We start from the raw sequence: 16,755 nt of genomic DNA, 5'->3' as shown, positions 1-16,755 counted from the left end.
TGGGCAGCATGAGTCAGGATTGGGGTGCGGGACGGCTGGATAGCGACCTCGAGGGCGTAGCGTTCGATACCTTGGCTGTGCGTGCTGGCCAGCACCGTACGCCGGAAGGCGAGCACGGTGATGCGATGTTCCTGACTTCCAGCTACGTGTTCCGCACCGCCGCAGATGCAGCAGCCAGGTTCTCGGGCGAGGTGGCGGGCAACGTCTATTCGCGTTACACCAACCCCACGGTGCGAGCATTCGAAGAGCGCATGGCGGCCCTCGAAGGGGCGGAGCAGGCCGTGGCGACAGCGACCGGCATGGCGGCAATTTTGTCAGTGGTCATGAGTCTGTGCAGTGCCGGTGATCATATTCTGGTCTCGCGCAGCGTGTTCGGCTCAACCATCAGCCTGTTCGAGAAATACTTCAAACGCTTCGGCGTGCAGGTCGACTATGTACCGCTGGCTGAACTGGCTGGCTGGGACGCGGCGATCAAGCCCAATACCCGATTGCTGTTTGTTGAGTCGCCTTCCAATCCGCTGGCCGAGCTGGTGGATATTGCGGCTCTGGCAGAGATTGCCCACGCCAAGGGCGCGATGCTGGTGGTCGACAACTGCTTCTGCACGCCTGCCTTGCAGCAGCCGCTCAAGCTGGGTGCCGACATTGTTGTGCATTCGGCCACCAAATTCATCGACGGCCAGGGTCGTTGCATGGGCGGGGTGGTTGCCGGTCGCAGTGAGCAGATGAAAGAAGTCGTAGGCTTCCTGCGTACTGCAGGGCCGACCCTGAGCCCGTTCAACGCCTGGATTTTCCTCAAGGGGCTGGAAACCTTGAATCTGCGCATGCGTGCCCACTGTGCCAGTGCCCAGGCCCTGGCTGAGTGGCTGGAGCAGCAGGACGGGATTGAGAAGGTCCACTATGCCGGTCTCAAAAGCCACCCGCAGCATGCCTTGGCCCAGCGTCAGCAGCGCGGTTTTGGCGCGGTGGTGAGTTTTGAAGTCCGGGGCGGCAAAGAGGGCGCATGGCGCTTTATCGATGCCACGCGCCTGATTTCAATCACCGCCAACCTGGGGGACAGCAAGACCACCATCACCCATCCGTCCACCACATCCCATGGCCGGTTGGCGCCGCAGGAACGTGCAGCTGCCGGCATTCAGGACAGTCTGATCCGCATCGCCGTGGGCCTGGAAGATGTCACCGACCTGCAAGCAGATCTGGCGCGAGGCCTGGCCGCACTGTGAACGATATGATCCTTGAGGTACCCGTTGCCGGTAATGGGCGTGTGGCGCTGGTAACCGGCGCTGCGCGGGGCATTGGCCTGGGGATCGCCGCGTGGCTGGTCAGTGAAGGCTGGCAGGTAGTGCTGACCGACATCGACCGTGCACGGGGCTCTAAAGTGGCCAGGGTGCTGGGTGAAAATGCCTGGTTCGTGACCATGGATGTGTCGGTAGAGGCCGATGTCATCGGTTGCGTGGCCCAGGTATTGGGGCAGTTCGGACGTCTGGACGCGCTGGTGAGCAACGCGGCAATTGCCGACCCGCACAACATGACCCTGGAAAGCCTCGATCTGGAGCACTGGAACCGGGTACTGGCGGTCAACCTCACCGGTCCCATGCTCCTGGCCAAACACTGCGCGCCTTACTTGCGTGCGCATTGTGGCTCGATCGTTAATCTGGCTTCCACCCGTGCCCGTCAATCCGAGCCCGATACCGAGGCTTACGTGGCGAGCAAGGGCGGTTTGCTGGCATTGACCCATGCGCTGGCCATCAGCCTTGGGCCGGAGATCAGGGTCAACGCGGTCAGCCCGGGCTGGATTGACGCCCGGGACCCCTCTGTGAGGCGTGCGCAGCCGCTCACCGACACGGATCACGCCCAGCACCCGGCAGGGCGTGCAGGCACCGTGGAAGACGTTGCGTCCATGGTTGCGTGGCTGCTGTCGCGCAATGCCGGATTTGTGACGGGGCAGGAGTTTGTGGTCGACGGCGGCATGAGCAAGAAAATGGTTTACGGGGAATAAAGCAGTCCGCGGGAGCGAGGTTCGGGTTTTTTGCTTATTTTGAAAAAAACTCAACCTTGTCCTTGACTTAGGTTCAATACCTGCGTAAATTTCGCGGCCTCAACGAAGCAAAGGGTGATTAGCTCAGCTGGGAGAGCATCTGCCTTACAAGCAGAGGGTCGGCGGTTCGATCCCGTCATCACCCACCACTTCTTGAGTTTCTCGAAAGAGAAAGGTGGTTCTGAAAAGAACAACCAACCGACGCGCAGCGGTAGTTCAGTCGGTTAGAATACCGGCCTGTCACGCCGGGGGTCGCGGGTTCGAGTCCCGTCCGCTGCGCCATATTTGTACAGGTCAGGTTTTCCTGGCTTGGGCTTGAAAAGCACCGAAGCTTTTCAGTCACAGGTTTTAAAAGTTTCAAACGGACGCAAGTCCGAGCGATACGCAGCGGTAGTTCAGTCGGTTAGAATACCGGCCTGTCACGCCGGGGGTCGCGGGTTCGAGTCCCGTCCGCTGCGCCATATTTGCTCCAGAGCCCTTGAACTCTCTGGAGCTACAAAGAAAGCGACCTTAGGGTCGCTTTTTTTGTGCCCGGATTTCTTCATGACGCTGCGTGCTCCGTAGTCGCTGCCGAAGGCTGCGAAGGGCGGTGAAGCGACCCCTTTGCATGTCTGAATGACAAGGGAAGGCCCTGCGGCCCTGGGCGCAGCCTTTGGCAGCGACTACAGGTTTGGGCGGTTTCAGCCTTGCTGCGCCAATGTGATCGAATCAAACTGCGCGCAAAAAATGCCAACTGATGCACAATACGTCCCGTCACCGTTCTCTTCAGGATCTTTAATGCTTAAGTCATTCCCCTTGCGCGCTTTGGTTGCCGTCCTTTTGCTGGCCGGACTCGCAGGTTGCTCGTCGAAGAAAACAGCCATCTACGAGCATGAGAACTTCGATGATTCGGGAACGTTTTCGCGTAATTATCCGGTGACCGATAAAGCCTCGTGCGAAGCTGCACGACGCGCCTTGCTCAGCCAGGGCTACATCATCACCAGTAACGATGCAAAAATGATCAGTGGCCACAAGAGCTTCCAGCAAACCGGCGAAAGTCATCTGGAGATCAGCTTTAACGTGGTCTGCGCAGACGACGGCGGCTCGGAGCATCACGCCACCATGTTTGCCAACGCCCTGCAGGACCGTTACGCACTGAAGAAGGTCAACAACTCGGCCAGCCTCGGGGTGGGGGTGCTGGGTTCGGTGTCGATGCCGATTGGCTCCTCCGATGACTCGATGGTGAAAGTGGCCAGCGAAACCGTGTCTTCGCCCCAGTTCTATGATCGCTTTTTCGCGCTGGTGGAAGTGTTCCTGCCCAAGGAAGTGAAAAAGGCTGCGCATATTCCGGAAAAGCCCAAGACCGATCTGGGTGTACCTGAAGTTGTCCCGGCCAAGGTCGAGGCGGCCCCCAAGCCGGCTGCGCCAGTCGAGGTGCCTGCGGCTGCCGAGCCTGCCAGCTTGCAACCGCCAGTGGAGAGCGCCCCGGTGCTGCCGGCAGAAGTCGTGCCTGCTCCGGCGCCGGTCGAACCGCCAGCCACACCGCCGGCCACACCTTCGGCGCCTGAAAAAGCCGCCGCACCCGCAGTGCCTGCGCCGGAACCGGCGATCACCCCTCTACCCGTTGTGCCAGAGGCGCTGCCGGCACAATAAGCGTGCAGTAATTTCCATGAACTCTGCTACGTTTAAAAAGTCAGTGAAGTCGAGTGCTCGCAAGGTGTCATTTTTCCTTCATGGGAGCGCTTTAAACTCACTTTCAGCGCCCCTCAGGCATGACTTGAACCAATAGAACGAAAAGGGATGTGGCAATGGACGACTATCAGGAAGAGTTGCTTGAGTATCAGGCTTTTGAGCTGGACCCGCTGGAACCTGCGGACGACGCAACCGAGCTTTAGGCTCTGGACCGCCTCATGCAGTGTTGCGCTGGCGACGACGGAACTCTCCCGGAGTCTGCGCGTTCCAGCGCTTGAACGCCCTCTGAAAGGCCTCTGCCGAGGCAAACCCCAACAAGTAGGCAATCTCGCCAAAGGCCAGTTCCGTATCGCGGATATAGGTCATGGCGAGGTCACGCCGCGTATCGTTGAGAATCGCCCGGAACTGCGTGCCTTCTTCTGCCAGCTTGCGGCGTAAGGTCCAGGTTGGCAGCTTGAGGCGCACCGCCACTTCCTCCAGATCGGGTTCGCGCCCGCCATTGAGCAAAGGCCCCAGCATTTGCGTAATCCGCTCGCGCAGGCTGCGGGTTCGGGTCAATTGCTCCAGTTCGCGCTCGCACAGTTGCAGCAAGAATGCCCAGGTTGTGGGGCAGTGCTGCGGGTTACGCAGATCCAGACTGGCGTGGTTCAGCCGCAGCTGGTTGGTCTCGGCCCGAAAGCTCACCGAGGTATGGCTCAGGATGGCGTAGCGCTCGGCATACTCCGGCTCGCTGAACTCGATATCGATGTGCTCACCCAGCAAAGGCCGGGCCGCAACAGATGACAGCTGCTGCAGCCAGCCAGCAATGATCGAGTCCACCACAAAACGGTTGTAGGCGTTATACGGGCTGATGGAATAAAAGCGCAGCCAGGCGCCCTGAGCGTCTTCGTGCAGGCTCGACTGGCCGCGATAGTTGGAGGCATACAGGGCTTCAAAGCGAATCAGCGTGCGTGCCGCTTCCCGTACCGTGGGTGCCTGGGCTGCGGTTACACCGGCCAGGCCGGTCTGGGGCAGCCTGCTCATCTGGCCCATGCGCAAACCCAGGGCCGGGTCGCCGGTCAAGGCAATCGCGGCGTGCCCCAGGCGCATGTAGCGCGGGATCGACAGTCGCGCCAGCGGTTGCCCGAGGCGGGCCGGATCGAGTCCGTATTGAGCGAGTAAAGGCAGAGGGTCGTGGCCATAACTGCGCACCGCGTCGGCCAGGCATTCAACAAACCCGACTGAAAGATCCCCCAGACGCATCGGCAGCGGTTTCACAGGTTTACAGCCACAGGTTCAGCAAGCGGGCACCGCTGCCGGGCTGGTCTGGGCTGGTTTGCCCGTTACGGCTGACAAACCCCCAGCCGACGCTGTGCTTGTCCCAGAATTTGCCACGGGAGAACACCGTGATGCCGGCTTCGGCTGTACTGCTGGGGACGCTGCTGATCAGCGTCAGCCGGTGCCAGGCTTCGCCTTCGCTGACTTCTCCGGGCTTGAGGCTGATTTCACTGGGGCTCGTGACACTTTTAAAGCCGCCCCAGGGTTGATCCCAGGTGTTTTTACCAATCATGAACGCGGGGACAGCGATCAGTTGCGCCCCTTGCTCGTTCAATGTGCGGTAGTTCTCGGGATACCAGCTGTCGCTGCCGACCAGAATGCCCAGGCGACCGGCCGGTGTGTCGATCACGTTCAATTGGTGTTCAGGGCTTGGCTGGATATAGCTTTGTTCTTCGTAAGTGGGGAGTAACTGGCGTTGCGGCGTACCCAGGGGCATACCGTCCCGGCCAAACACAATGCTGCTGTTGTACAGCGGGCCTGAGCCGGGCAGCAGTTTGCCGTTCTCGATGCGTGGCTCCGGCAAGGCGATGCTGCCGGCCACCAGGGTCACACCGTATTCTTTGGCCAGCCCGCCAAACAGGGTCTGGTAATCGCGGGCCATGCTCCTGGCTTTCATTCGCAGATGAGCATCGTTGGCCCGGCTGTCGCCCTCGGCGCGAAGCCAGGCACTGGCGAAGGCCAGCGGGTTGCTCCGTACCAGCCAGTCCATGGCCTGCGCAAGATTGGCCGCCTGATACAGCTCATTCTTTTCGCCGCGAAACACCAGCCAGGTGCCGATGTGTTCCGGCAGCACGACGATGGTCTTGTCGTTGAGCAGTCCGGCATCCCGGGCTTTGTCCAGATACGCCGCAAGCTTGAGGCGCACCAGATCCAGGCTTTGGTAGTCCCGGGGTGACAGGTCCGGCTCGATACCCAGCAGATTGCCACGGTCGTGGTTGACGCCGTCGTTGAGGGTCAGCTCGATGCGCAGGTCCGAGAGGTAGTGGCCCACCTCGCGTTGCTGGGCCCAGAACCAGTAGCCGGCGGTAGCGGCGATGAGGGTGACGATTAAGGTGCAGGCAAATAATTTACGCATTGGAAATAGAGCAACAGCCTTGGGCGGGATTCGGCAACTAGGGTAGGGTGCTGGTCCCGGCTTGCCAAGGGGGGCTGCGCATTTAGGTTAGCAATTTGTCACTTTGAGTCATTGAGTGACCCCGCAGGTATCTTTACTGTGGCTGGCATAAACGACGGGAGCCACAGAGCATCCCGCGTTCCGTGATTTATCCTGTTGTGGAGCTCGCCGATGACTGCCTCTCACTACCCGCATTTGATGGCCCCGCTGGATCTGGGTTTTACCACCTTGCGCAACCGCAGCCTGATGGGCTCCATGCACACCGGCCTTGAAGAAAAACCCGGTGGCTTTGAGCGCATGGCGGCCTATTTTGCCGAGCGTGCCAAAGGCGGGGTCGGCTTGATGGTCACGGGCGGCATTGCCCCCAACGACGAAGGCGGCGTGTACAGTGGCGCGGCCAAGCTGAGTACCGCCGAAGAGGCAGAAAAGCATTTGGTGGTGACCCGTGCGGTGCACGATGCGGGCGGCAAGATCTGCCTGCAGATCCTCCATGCCGGGCGTTATGCCTACAGCCCCCGTCAGGTGGCTCCGAGCGCAATCAAGGCGCCGATCAACCCGTTCACCCCCAAAGAACTGGATGAAGAAGGCATCGAGAAGCAGATCAGCGACTTCGTGACCTGCGCCAGGCTGGCTCAAAGCGCCAACTATGACGGCGTTGAAATCATGGGTTCCGAAGGCTACTTCATCAACCAGTTCCTCGCCGCGCACACCAACCATCGCACCGACCGCTGGGGCGGTTGCTATGAAAACCGCATGCGTTTGGCGGTGGAAATCGTGCGCCGGGTGCGCGAAGCGGTGGGGCCGAACTTCATCATTATCTATCGCCTGTCGATGCTCGATCTGGTTGCTGAAGGCAGTGTCTGGTCCGAGATCGTGCAACTGGCCAAGGCTGTCGAACAGGCCGGTGCGACCTTGATCAACACCGGAATTGGCTGGCACGAAGCGCGCATTCCGACCATTGCCACCAAAGTGCCCCGTGGTGCCTTCAGCAAAGTGACCGCCAAGTTGCGTGGTTCGGTCAACGTGCCGCTGATTACCACCAACCGCATCAACACTCCGGAAATTGCCGAACAGATTCTGGCTGACGGCGACGCCGACATCGTGTCCATGGCGCGACCGTTCCTCGCCGACCCCGAGTTCGTCAACAAGGCTGCTGCTGGCCGCAGCGATGAAATCAACACCTGCATCGGCTGCAACCAGGCGTGCCTGGACCACACCTTTGGCGGCAAGCTCACCAGCTGCCTGGTCAACCCCCGAGCTTGCCACGAAACCGAGCTCAACTACCTGCCAACCATTGCGGTGAAGAAAATCGCCGTGGTCGGTGCCGGGCCTGCGGGGCTTTCGGCAGCGACCGTGGCTGCCGAGCGCGGGCATCAAGTGACACTGTTCGATTCGGCCAGCGAGATTGGTGGCCAGTTCAACGTGGCCAAGCGTGTACCGGGCAAGGAAGAATTCTTCGAAACCCTGCGCTACTTCGGTCGCAAGCTGCAGACCACCGGGGTTGAGGTTTGCCTGAACACCCGTGTCGACGTAGCGCAATTACTGGCAGGCGGTTTTGACGAAATCATACTGGCTACCGGGATTGCTCCGCGCACCCCGGCCATACCGGGCATCGACAACCCCAAGGTACTGAGCTACCTGGATGTGATTCTTCAGCGCAAGCCGGTTGGCGCCAGGGTTGCCGTGATCGGCGCCGGTGGCATTGGTTTTGACGTGTCCGAGTTCCTGGTGCAACAAGGGGTTGCCACCAGTCTGGATCGCGAAGCGTTCTGGAAAGAGTGGGGCATCGATACCCGGCTGGAGGCCCGGGGCGGCGTTGCGGGGATCAAGCCCGAGGTGCATGCCCCGGCGCGTCAGGTGTTTCTGCTGCAACGCAAGGCGAGCAAAGTGGGCGACGGTCTGGGCAAGACCACCGGCTGGATTCACCGCACCGGTCTGAAGAACAAACAGGTGCAAATGCTCAACAGCGTTGAATACCTGAGCATCGACAACGACGGTTTGCATATCCGGATTGGCGAAGGCGAGCCCCAAGTGCTGCCGGTGGACAACATCGTCATCTGCGCCGGTCAGGACCCGTTGCGCGAGCTGCAGGACGGCCTGATTGCCGCCGGGCAGAACGTGCATTTGATTGGTGGCGCCGATGTTGCGGCCGAGCTGGATGCCAAGCGCGCCATCAACCAGGGCTCGCGTCTGGCCGCACAGCTGTAGGGTAGGAGCGAGCCTGCCTCGCGATGACATCGCTGCGGTGCATCTGAATGAGCGGGTCATCGGTATCGCGAGGCAAGCTCGCTCCTACAGCGGGAGCGGGCCCACTTTATGTGCTGTCAGCTGGCTTGCTCGCGAGCGTTGCAACGCACAGGGCTCGCGTCTGGCCGCACAGCTGTAGTGTAGGAGCGAGCTTGCCTCGCGATGACATCGCTGCGGTGCATCTGAATGAGCGGGTTGTCGGTATCGCGAGGCAAGCTCGCTCCTGCAGAAGAACAGGCAATTGTCTGTCAGTGCACTATCTGTGCAAGAAAGGCTTTGGCCCGCGGGCTTTTCGGGGCGTTGAAGAAGTCTTCGGGCGGTGAATCTTCGATGATCATGCCGCCATCCAGAAACAGCACCCGCTCGGCCACCTGGCGGGCAAAGCCCATTTCGTGGGTGACACAGAGCATGGTCATGCCGCTGCCCGCCAGTTTGACCATCACATCCAGCACTTCGCTGACCATTTCCGGGTCCAGCGCCGAAGTCGGTTCATCAAACAACATGATTTTCGGCTCCATGCACAGTGCCCGGGCAATCGCCACGCGCTGCTGCTGGCCGCCCGACAGCTGGCTCGGGTATTTGTTGGCCTGAATGGCAATGCCCACCTTCTCCAGAAAGTGCTGCGCCAGTTCAACCGCCTTCTTGCGCGACAGGCCGCGCACCGACATCGGCGCCAGAATGCAGTTGTCCAGCACACTCATGTGCGGGAACAGGTTGAAGTGCTGGAACACCATGCCGATTTCGCTGCGCACCTGGGCGGCTTCGCGCGTGGCCTGGGACAGGTCGGTGCTGTTCACCAGAATCCGCCCTTGCTCGGCGATCTCCAGGCGGTTGATGCAGCGGATCAGGGTCGACTTGCCCGAACCCGATGGCCCGCACAGTACGATCCGCTCGCCTTCGTGCACTTTAAGGTCGATGCCTTTGAGTACATGAAAGGCGCTGTAGTACTTGTTCAGACCGGCGATATCCACCACCACCTTGCGGGTGTCAGTGACTGGCGACACAGGATTATGAACGTAAGCAGGTTGAGCGTGCATGGTGCGTCTCCAGTGATCAGTTAAAGCGCTCGGCGCTGTAGGGCGTCGGGTCGGTGAACGGGGTCTGGCCGGTCATCATCTCTGCCAGCAGGCGGCCGCTGACCGGGCCCAGTGTCAGGCCGTGGTGGGCATGGCCAAAGTTGAACCACAAACCTTTATGCCGGCTGCCGGGACCAATCACCGGGCACATGTCCGGCAGGCAGGGGCGGCGGCCGAGCCAGGGTTCGGCGTCCACCCGCTGACCCAGCGGATACAGGCGTTGGGCACGCTCTTCGCAACGGCGTAGCTGGATTTCGTTGATCGGGTCATCACTGTCTGCAAATTCGATCCCTGTGGTCAGGCGAATACCACCCACCATGGGGGCCAGGACATAACCGCCCACCGAGTCGAGAATCGGATGCTGCATGGTGTGGCCGTCCTTGGCGGCGTAATGCATGTGGTAGCCGCGCTTGATCGCCAGGGGAATCCGGTAGCCCAGCGGCTGGAAAATTTCCCGGGCTTGCGGTCCGAGTGCAATCACCACTTCATTGCCGATGATCAGGCCTTTGTGGCTCTCGACCTGCCATTGCCCGGCCGTTTGCCGCAGGCTGGTGGCATCGCCGGTCACAAAGGTGCCGCCGCGCTTGATAAAGAGTTCGGCATAGCCCCGGGTCAGGCCGCCCGGATCGCTGACGGTCTTGGGGTCGAGCCAGTGAATGCCACCGATCACATCGGTATGCAGGCCGGGTTCCAGCGCGTGCACCTGTTGCTGGTCCAGTACCCGATAGTTGAGCTTGAACTCGCTCAAATCGGCGGCATCACGCTGGGCCTTGGCGAAGTCGTCCGCGGTGCGGTAAACCTCGATCCAGCCGCTGTCCTGGATCAGATGACCCATGCCCGCCGGCTCGGCCAGCAGATCATGTTCGCTGACACATTGTTCAATCAGCGGCAGCATGGCCCGGGTGGCATGGGCCAGCCCCTTGCTGCCCGACTGCTGCCAGTATTTCATCAGCCACGGCCCGGCTTTGGGCAGGTGTCTGAGGCTGTAGCGCACGTCCGATTGCTGATTGAGGCCATAGCGCAGCAGGCGGGTGATTTCCCGCGGGAACGAGTAAGGGATAACACTGGCGCGCTCGATCAGCCCGGCGTTGCCATGACTGGTGCCGCTACCCGGTTGGGCGCGGTCGAGCAGCACCACGCTGCGCCCGCGTGCCTGGAGTTGCAACGCGGTACTGACGCCGACGATGCCGGCCCCCAGAACGATAGTGTCGCAATGCATAAACAAATCCTTGAGACGAGGGCCGTATTTGCAGCCCGAAAAATGGGTTTACTGCAAATGCCGTCCGAGACGGCCTTCGATGAATTTCAGGCTGCGGCGCACGATTTCCACGATCACCAGGTACAGCACGGCGGCCCAGAGATAGACCTGGAAGTCGAAACTGCGGGAGAACACCATCTTGGTGACCCCCATCAAGTCGTAAATGGTGACCAGCGAGGCGATGGCGCTGGCCTTGATCATCAGGATCAATTCATTGCCCAGCGGGCCGATGGCCACCAGCAGCGATTGCGGCAGGATGATTTTGCGAAAGGTGGTCCAGCGCGACAGGTTCAATGCCTTGCTGGCTTCACGCTGGCCCTGGGCTACCGACAGAATGCTGCCGCGCAGAATCTCGGCCTGATAGGCCGCTGTGTTCAGGGTGAAGGCCAGCAGGGTGCAGAACCAGGCATCGCGGAAAAACCACCACAGGCCGACGTCTTGCCAGAAACCCTTGAACGATCCCAGGCCGTAATACAGCAGGAACAGCTGTGCCAGCAGCGGTGAACCGCGAAAGAAGTACACATAGGCGCCGGTAAAACTGCGCAGGAAGCGGTTGCCGGACAAGCGGTCCAGAGCAATCAGCAGGCCGAGCACCGCGCCCAGGGTGAAGGAAATCGCCACCAGCTTGGTGGTCACCAGCAGCCCGTCGATAAAGCGCGGGCCGTAGCGTTCCAGCAGCTCGGGGCTGAGAAACATGTTTTGCAGTTCCGCCAGGCTCATGGCTGCACGCTCCGTATATGGCGGTTGAAGTGGCGCTCAAGAAAGGCAAACAGACGCCCGGAAATCGCCGAGAAAAACAGGTAGATGAAGCAGGCCACGGTGTAAAACAGCATCGGGTCCTTGGTGACGCTGACCGCCAGGTTGGTCTGGCGCATCAGGTCCACCAGGGCGATGGTCGACACCAGGGACGTGTCCTTAAGCAGCGACAGCCAGTTGTTCGACAGGCCGGGCAGGGCGATGCGCGCCAGTTGTGGCAGCACCACTTTGCGAAAGGTGGTGAACTTCGACAGGCCCAGCGCCGAGGCCGCTTCGAATTGGCCCTTGGGAATGGTCTTGAATGCCCCTAGCCAGATCTCGCTGGAAAACGCGGCAAATACCAGGCTGAACGCAATCATCGCCGCGACAAAGGTATTGATCGTGAACTGTGCGTCGTAGCCCATCAGGGCGAGGATCTTTTGCGCGGCGATCTGGCAGCCGTAATAAATGATCAGCAGCGTCAGCAGTTCCGGCAGGCCACGGAATACCGTAGAGAAGGTTGTTGCCCAGGCCCGCATCCAGCGATTTTTGGAGCGGGCCGCCACGGCCACGATCAGGCCCAGCGGTAAACCGATGGGCAGGCAGCTCAGGGCCAGGGCTATGGTGACCAGCGAGCCGGCAAGCAGCGCCGAGCCCCAGCCGCCACTGGCGAAGGAAAGAAGTGAGAGTTGATCGAGCATGCTCGAATCCCCGGGCAAAAAAAGGGCCGAAATTCAGCCGCCGCGCACGCCAGGTGCGCAGGGCCGGGTCATTGGCAGGGAGGCCCTCAACCGAGGGCGGGCGACTCAGTAAATGTCGAAGTCGAAGTACTTGCTGGAGATCTTTTTATAGGTGCCGTCGGCAACGATCTCGTCCAGCGCCTTGTTGAAGCGCTCACGCAGGGCGTTGTCTTCCTTGCGTACCGCAATCGAGGCATCGGCCATGGTGCCGTTGACGTCACCAATGATTTTGCAGCAGTCCTTGCCGGTTTTATTGACCCACTCCAGCAGCGGGAATTTGTCGGCAATCACCACATCGACCCGTTCGTTTTCCAGCTCGCTGTTGGCTTCATCCAGGGTTGGATACAGCTTCAGATCAGCCTTTTTGTAGTGCTCTTCGGCATAGATGCTTTGGGTGGCGGCGCTCTGGGCACCTACGGTTTTACCGGCGAAGTCGGACTGGGCATCGGTGATGTCAGAGTCTTTGGGCACGGCAATGGACAGCGGAGTGCGGTAGTAGTGATTGGTGAACGCGATCTTCTTTTTGCGCTCTTCGTTGACGATCATGGACGCGACAATGGCGTCGTATTTCTTCGCCATCAGGCCGGCGATGATCCCGTCCCAGTCCTGGGCCACGATGGTGCACTCGGCGCCCATGCGCTTGCACACTTCTTCGGTGATATCGACGTCAAAGCCGTGCAGCTTGTTGTCGGAGTCAACGTAGTTAAACGGAGGGTAGGCGCCTTCCGTGGCGATTGTCAGTTTGTCGGCCTGGGCGTTGGACGCGAAGGCGACAACCATTGCACATGCACTGGCAAAGCGAATGACGTGTTTCATCTAGCACCTCGTTTTATTGTTTTGATCCGGGTGAGGATGTGTAGCCCACGAACTCATTGTGTAAGGCCGCGGTAGCCTCAAGACGCTTCTCCACGTCCGGCCCCAGTTGTTTGCACACTTCGTTGATCAGCAGGTGCACCAGCGACAGCATCGCTGCGGTGGATTCCCAGAACAGATTGAATTCGGTCGGTACACGAAACACTTCGTCGGCGTTCTGCTCGGCCCAGTCGCAAAAAGTGTCGGTCACCAGGGTGACGGCAATGCCAGCCTCGCGCGCCTTGCGGCATAACAGTTGGGCGTGGCGCGAATAGCGCCGGGCCTCGAATACCACCAGGGCGCAGTCCTCGGGTGGGCACAGCAGCACGTCGGCGTAATGCCCGGCGGCGCCGTCCACCAGTTGCACGCCATCGCGCAGGTATTGCAGCAAATGCACCATGGACGCGGCGATCCCGCGTTCGGTCTGGAAGCCGGCCACGAACACCTTGCGCCGGGTGGCCAGGCGCTGGCTTACGGCTTGCCATTGCGGGGTGAGGCTGTATTCGTAAACCTTGACCAGGGCGCCGACTTCCAGCTCAAAGCTGCGCGGTAACCCCTGGGGCCCCTGGCTCGATTGCTGGCGGAATTCCTGCAGACGATCACCCACCAGCCACGGGCCGTCGCCCAGGTCGTCCTTGAGATCGTTCTTCAGGTCTTTGAAATGGCTGTAGCCCAGCGCGCGGCAAAAGCGCCCGACACTGGACTCGCTGACACCCAGCCTGGCGGCAATGTCGGCAGCGGTCTGAAACGGCAGCTCGTAAAGATTGGCCAGCATATAACTGGCAATCGCCCGGCCCGAAGGGGCGGCGGTTGACAGACTGCTTTCTAGGCGTTGTTTAATCGACTGGCTCACGGCTGCTTTCCTGTTGTTGTTTCAGCGCGTTGCAGAAAGTGAATGTTTTCTGTCATTAAGTCAAGAATTGACAGATAACTGTCATCGCAGGATAGTTGGCCGAGCATAAAAATAACTAGATTGGAGCGCCAGAATGTCCCAGCCCGCTACCTCGTCCCAGGCTATGGAGTCGCTGAACCTCAGCGAACTGACCGCCTTGCTGCAACAGATCTTTGAGCGTCACGGCACCTCCCGGGCCGTGGCGCAGGTATTGGCAGACAACTGCGCCCGGGCTCAGCGCGACGGTTCCTACAGCCACGGTGTGTTCCGTATCCCGGGTTACCTGGCCTCCCTGGCAAGTAACTGGGTCGACGGCCAGGCCGTGCCGCAGGTTGAAGACGTGGCCTCGGGCTTTATCCGCGTGGATGCGGCCAACGGCTTTGCCCAGCCGGCCTTGGCAGCGGCGCGTGAATTGCTGGTGGAAAAGGCCCGCAGTGCCGGGATTGCAGTGCTGGCGATCCGCAACTCCCATCACTTTGCGGCGCTCTGGCCCGATGTCGAGCCGTTTGCCGAAGAAGGCCTGGTGGCATTGAGCGTGGTCAACAGCATGACCTGCGTGGTGCCCCATGGTGCGCAAAAGCCGCTGTTCGGTACCAACCCCATTGCCTTCGCCGCCCCCTGTGCCGGCGGCCACCCGATCGTCTTTGACCTGGCCACCAGTGCCATTGCCCACGGCGATGTACAAATTGCCGCGCGCAAGGACCACAGCCTGCCGGCCGGCATGGGGGTGGACAAGCATGGCGAGCCGACGCAAAACCCGAAAGAGATTCTGGACGGAGGTGCCTTGCTGCCCTTCGGCGGGCATAAAGGTTCGGCGCTGTCGATGATGGTCGAACTGCTGGCGGCAGCGTTGACCGGTGGCAACTTCTCGTTCGAGTTCGACTGGAAGCAACACCCCGGTGCGCAAACCCCCTGGACCGGACAACTGTTGATCGTCATCGATCCGACCAAGTCCGGCGGTAACAGCTTCGCCCAGCGCAGCGCAGAACTGGTGCGCCAGATGCATGCCGTGGGTCTTGAGCGTATGCCGGGTGACCGGCGCTTTATCGAGCGCGCCAAATCGGTGGGCGAAGGGATCCCGATGGCTGCCGAAGAACTGGCCAGATTGCGCGCACTGGCGCAGTAATATCCCGCACACCCAAACCCCGTAGGAGCGAGCTTGCTCGCGAGCTCTTGGTCGTTACGACCCAAAAGCTCGCTCCTGCATATAGATACAGCTGACAAGCATCAACACCTCCCTTGCGCCACGGGCCTATGCTGCACAGGACTTCAAGCATAAGGAACTGGCCATGAATGCCCCTGCAACCACCCCGGAGCCTGTAACGGCGAAAGCAAAACTGCCCATAGGCCTGGTGATTGCGGTCCTGGTGATGATAGGTATTTTGCTGCTGCCATTGCCTGCCGATCTACCGGTTGCCGGCCACCGCATGCTGGCGATTCTGGCGTTTGCCGTGGTGGTGTGGATCACCGAGGCGGTGTCCTATGAAGCCAGCGCCATCATGATCACGTCGCTGATGGCGTTTCTGATTGGCATGGCGCCCACCCTGCAAGACCCGTCGCAGCTTTACGGCACTTCTGCCGGCATCACCATGGCCCTGACCGGTTTCTCCAATGCCGCGCTGGCGCTGGTGGCCGGTGCGCTGTTTATCGCGGCGGCCATGACCCATACCGGTCTGGACCGGCGTATTGCCCTGGTCACCCTGTCACGTATCGGTACCAGCACCCGACGCATCCTGCTGGGGGCGATTGCGGTCACCATCCTGCTCAGCCTGGTGGTACCCAGCGCCACGGCCCGCAGCGCTTGTGTGGTGCCGATCATGATGGGGGTGATCTTGGCGTTTGGCGTGGACAAGCGCTCGAACATCGCAGCAGGAATCATGATTGTGGTGGCCCAGGGCACCAGTATCTGGAACGTCGGGATTCAAACCGCAGCAGCGCAGAACCTGCTGACCGTGGGTTTTATGGACAAGATGCTGGGCACGCGGGTGAACTGGCTCGACTGGCTGATTGCCGGGGCGCCCTGGGCCATCATCATGTCGGGGGTGTTGCTGTTTGTGGTGCTCAAGTTGCTGCCTCCCGAAAGCGACAGCATTCCCGGCGGCAAAGAAGCGGTCGAAAAGTCCCTGGCCGAACTGGGGCCGATGACCGGGCCACAGAAACGTCTGATGGCGGTCTCTGTGGCCTTGCTGCTGGCTTGGGCCACCGAAGGCAAGCTGCACAGTTTCGACACCACCTCGACCACCTACGCCGGGTTGGTGTTTTTGCTGTTGCCGCGTTTTGGAGTGATGACCTGGAAAGACGTGCAGTCGCGAATCCCCTGGGGCACGGTGATTGTGTTCGGGGTCGGGATCAGTCTTGGTACCGCCTTGCTCACCACCCAGGCCGGGCAATGGCTGGGGGCGCAGGTGGTGAACCACACCGGGCTGGATCAAGTGGGGCCGCTGGGGATCTTTGCGATTCTGGGGGCGTTCCTGATTTTGATTCACCTGGGGTTTGCCAGTGCGACTGCGTTGACCTCGGCCTTGCTGCCGATTCTGATTGCGGTGCTGCAAACCTTGCCGGGTGAATTCAACCGGTTGGGCATGACCATGCTTCTGGGCTTTGTGGTCAGCTACGGGTTTATCCTGCCGATCAACGCTCCGCAAAACATGGTGTGCCTGGGCACGCAAACCTTCACCGCCAAACAATTCGCCAAGGTCGGGCTGATCGTCACGGCGGTGGGTTATTTGCTGATGCTGCTGTTTGGCGCAACCTACTGGAGCTGGCTGGGCTGGATGTAAGCAGAAGCGAGCTCACCTGTAGGAGCGAGCTTGCTCGC

The 16,755-nt window shown here is 60.5% G+C and carries 14 protein-coding genes and 3 tRNA genes; 9 read left to right on the top strand and 8 right to left on the bottom strand.

The features are described from left to right. Positions 1 to 8: 8 nt before the first annotated feature. The 6 genes from EQV90_RS14815 (at position 9) to EQV90_RS14790 (ending at position 3,667) form a co-directional block, all read left to right on the top strand. The gene (locus EQV90_RS14815) at positions 9 to 1,220 is read left to right on the top strand and encodes an O-succinylhomoserine sulfhydrylase (RefSeq protein WP_240878328.1); all 1,212 of its coding nucleotides are present in this window, start codon (positions 9 to 11) and stop codon (positions 1,218 to 1,220) included. Between the two features lie 5 nt (positions 1,221 to 1,225). Further along, positions 1,226 to 1,996: an SDR family oxidoreductase gene (locus EQV90_RS14810; protein ID WP_165439751.1), complete on the top strand. Its 771-nt coding sequence runs from the start codon at positions 1,226 to 1,228 to the stop codon at positions 1,994 to 1,996. 112 nt (positions 1,997 to 2,108) lie between these two features. Beyond that, positions 2,109 to 2,184, top strand: a tRNA-Val gene (locus EQV90_RS14805). Between the two features lie 56 nt (positions 2,185 to 2,240). Next, a tRNA-Asp gene (locus EQV90_RS14800) sits at positions 2,241 to 2,317 on the top strand. 102 nt (positions 2,318 to 2,419) lie between these two features. Continuing rightward, positions 2,420 to 2,496: transfer RNA gene (locus tag EQV90_RS14795), tRNA-Asp, on the top strand. A gap of 316 nt (positions 2,497 to 2,812) precedes the next feature. Next, on the top strand, positions 2,813 to 3,667 hold the full coding sequence (locus EQV90_RS14790) for a DUF2242 domain-containing protein (RefSeq protein WP_003446132.1): 855 nt from the start codon (positions 2,813 to 2,815) through the stop codon (positions 3,665 to 3,667). A gap of 255 nt (positions 3,668 to 3,922) precedes the next feature. Here the strand turns inward: EQV90_RS14790 and EQV90_RS14785 are convergent, their stop codons facing one another. Further along, complete coding sequence (locus EQV90_RS14785) at positions 3,923 to 4,963, bottom strand: AraC family transcriptional regulator (RefSeq protein WP_003446128.1); 1,041 nt, start codon at positions 4,961 to 4,963, stop codon at positions 3,923 to 3,925. 4 nt (positions 4,964 to 4,967) lie between these two features. Further along, a complete protein-coding gene (locus EQV90_RS14780; protein ID WP_003446126.1) occupies positions 4,968 to 6,098 on the bottom strand; it encodes a carbon-nitrogen hydrolase family protein in 1,131 nt (376 codons plus the stop codon). Positions 6,099 to 6,308: 210 nt separating this feature from the next. Between EQV90_RS14780 and EQV90_RS14775 the strand changes: the two genes are divergently transcribed. After that, complete coding sequence (locus EQV90_RS14775) at positions 6,309 to 8,345, top strand: NADPH-dependent 2,4-dienoyl-CoA reductase (RefSeq protein ID WP_010656912.1); 2,037 nt, start codon at positions 6,309 to 6,311, stop codon at positions 8,343 to 8,345. A gap of 287 nt (positions 8,346 to 8,632) precedes the next feature. Here EQV90_RS14775 and EQV90_RS14770 read toward each other — a convergent pair whose 3' ends face one another. The 6 genes from EQV90_RS14770 to EQV90_RS14745 form a co-directional block, all read right to left on the bottom strand. After that, the gene (locus EQV90_RS14770) at positions 8,633 to 9,358 is read right to left on the bottom strand and encodes an amino acid ABC transporter ATP-binding protein (RefSeq protein ID WP_127196492.1); all 726 of its coding nucleotides are present in this window, start codon (positions 9,356 to 9,358) and stop codon (positions 8,633 to 8,635) included. Between the two features lie 79 nt (positions 9,359 to 9,437). Further along, positions 9,438 to 10,679 (bottom strand): FAD-dependent oxidoreductase, encoded by a 1,242-nt coding sequence (locus EQV90_RS14765; RefSeq protein ID WP_160627839.1) that lies wholly within the window; start codon positions 10,677 to 10,679, stop codon positions 9,438 to 9,440. 48 nt (positions 10,680 to 10,727) lie between these two features. Then, on the bottom strand, positions 10,728 to 11,438 hold the full coding sequence (locus tag EQV90_RS14760) for an ABC transporter permease (RefSeq protein WP_240878327.1): 711 nt from the start codon (positions 11,436 to 11,438) through the stop codon (positions 10,728 to 10,730). Beyond that, the gene (locus tag EQV90_RS14755; RefSeq protein WP_010656910.1) at positions 11,435 to 12,154 is read right to left on the bottom strand and encodes an ABC transporter permease subunit; all 720 of its coding nucleotides are present in this window, start codon (positions 12,152 to 12,154) and stop codon (positions 11,435 to 11,437) included. The genes EQV90_RS14760 and EQV90_RS14755 overlap by 4 nt, the downstream gene beginning before the upstream one ends. Before the next feature lie 105 nt (positions 12,155 to 12,259). Next, on the bottom strand, positions 12,260 to 13,009 hold the full coding sequence (locus EQV90_RS14750; protein WP_003446117.1) for a transporter substrate-binding domain-containing protein: 750 nt from the start codon (positions 13,007 to 13,009) through the stop codon (positions 12,260 to 12,262). Between the two features lie 13 nt (positions 13,010 to 13,022). Further along, positions 13,023 to 13,898, bottom strand: a complete 876-nt coding sequence (locus EQV90_RS14745; RefSeq protein ID WP_010656909.1) for a MurR/RpiR family transcriptional regulator — start codon at positions 13,896 to 13,898, stop codon at positions 13,023 to 13,025. A 133-nt stretch (positions 13,899 to 14,031) separates the two neighbouring features. Here EQV90_RS14745 and EQV90_RS14740 point away from each other — a divergent pair, with 133 nt between their 5' ends. Then, a complete protein-coding gene (locus EQV90_RS14740) occupies positions 14,032 to 15,063 on the top strand; it encodes an Ldh family oxidoreductase (RefSeq protein ID WP_003446114.1) in 1,032 nt (343 codons plus the stop codon). 163 nt (positions 15,064 to 15,226) lie between these two features. Continuing rightward, a complete protein-coding gene (locus EQV90_RS14735; protein ID WP_240878326.1) occupies positions 15,227 to 16,717 on the top strand; it encodes a DASS family sodium-coupled anion symporter in 1,491 nt (496 codons plus the stop codon). Positions 16,718 to 16,755: the final 38 nt, after the last annotated feature.

The sequence above is a fragment of the Pseudomonas sp. TMW22089 genome, from assembly GCF_022496645.1.
Taxonomy (GTDB): Bacteria; Pseudomonadota; Gammaproteobacteria; order Pseudomonadales; family Pseudomonadaceae; genus Aquipseudomonas; species Aquipseudomonas paraversuta.
The sequence above is the reverse complement of the archived record's forward strand: the minus strand, read 5'-3'. Positions and strand labels throughout refer to the sequence as shown.

Bases quoted from the DNA above. Each gene is read 5' to 3' on its own strand.
- EQV90_RS14735 (WP_240878326.1), top strand. From the start codon at position 15,227: ATGAATGCCCCTGCAACCACCCCGGAGCCTGTAACGGCGAAAGCAAAA.
- EQV90_RS14760 (WP_240878327.1), bottom strand. From the start codon at position 11,438: ATGAGCCTGGCGGAACTGCAAAACATGTTTCTCAGCCCCGAGCTGCTG.
- EQV90_RS14780 (WP_003446126.1), bottom strand. From the start codon at position 6,098: ATGCGTAAATTATTTGCCTGCACCTTAATCGTCACCCTCATCGCCGCT.
- EQV90_RS14765 (WP_160627839.1), bottom strand. From the start codon at position 10,679: ATGCATTGCGACACTATCGTTCTGGGGGCCGGCATCGTCGGCGTCAGT.
- EQV90_RS14790 (WP_003446132.1), top strand. From the start codon at position 2,813: ATGCTTAAGTCATTCCCCTTGCGCGCTTTGGTTGCCGTCCTTTTGCTG.
- EQV90_RS14810 (WP_165439751.1), top strand. From the start codon at position 1,226: ATGATCCTTGAGGTACCCGTTGCCGGTAATGGGCGTGTGGCGCTGGTA.
- EQV90_RS14750 (WP_003446117.1), bottom strand. From the start codon at position 13,009: ATGAAACACGTCATTCGCTTTGCCAGTGCATGTGCAATGGTTGTCGCC.
- EQV90_RS14815 (WP_240878328.1), top strand. From the start codon at position 9: ATGAGTCAGGATTGGGGTGCGGGACGGCTGGATAGCGACCTCGAGGGC.
- EQV90_RS14755 (WP_010656910.1), bottom strand. From the start codon at position 12,154: ATGCTCGATCAACTCTCACTTCTTTCCTTCGCCAGTGGCGGCTGGGGC.
- EQV90_RS14775 (WP_010656912.1), top strand. From the start codon at position 6,309: ATGACTGCCTCTCACTACCCGCATTTGATGGCCCCGCTGGATCTGGGT.
- EQV90_RS14740 (WP_003446114.1), top strand. From the start codon at position 14,032: ATGTCCCAGCCCGCTACCTCGTCCCAGGCTATGGAGTCGCTGAACCTC.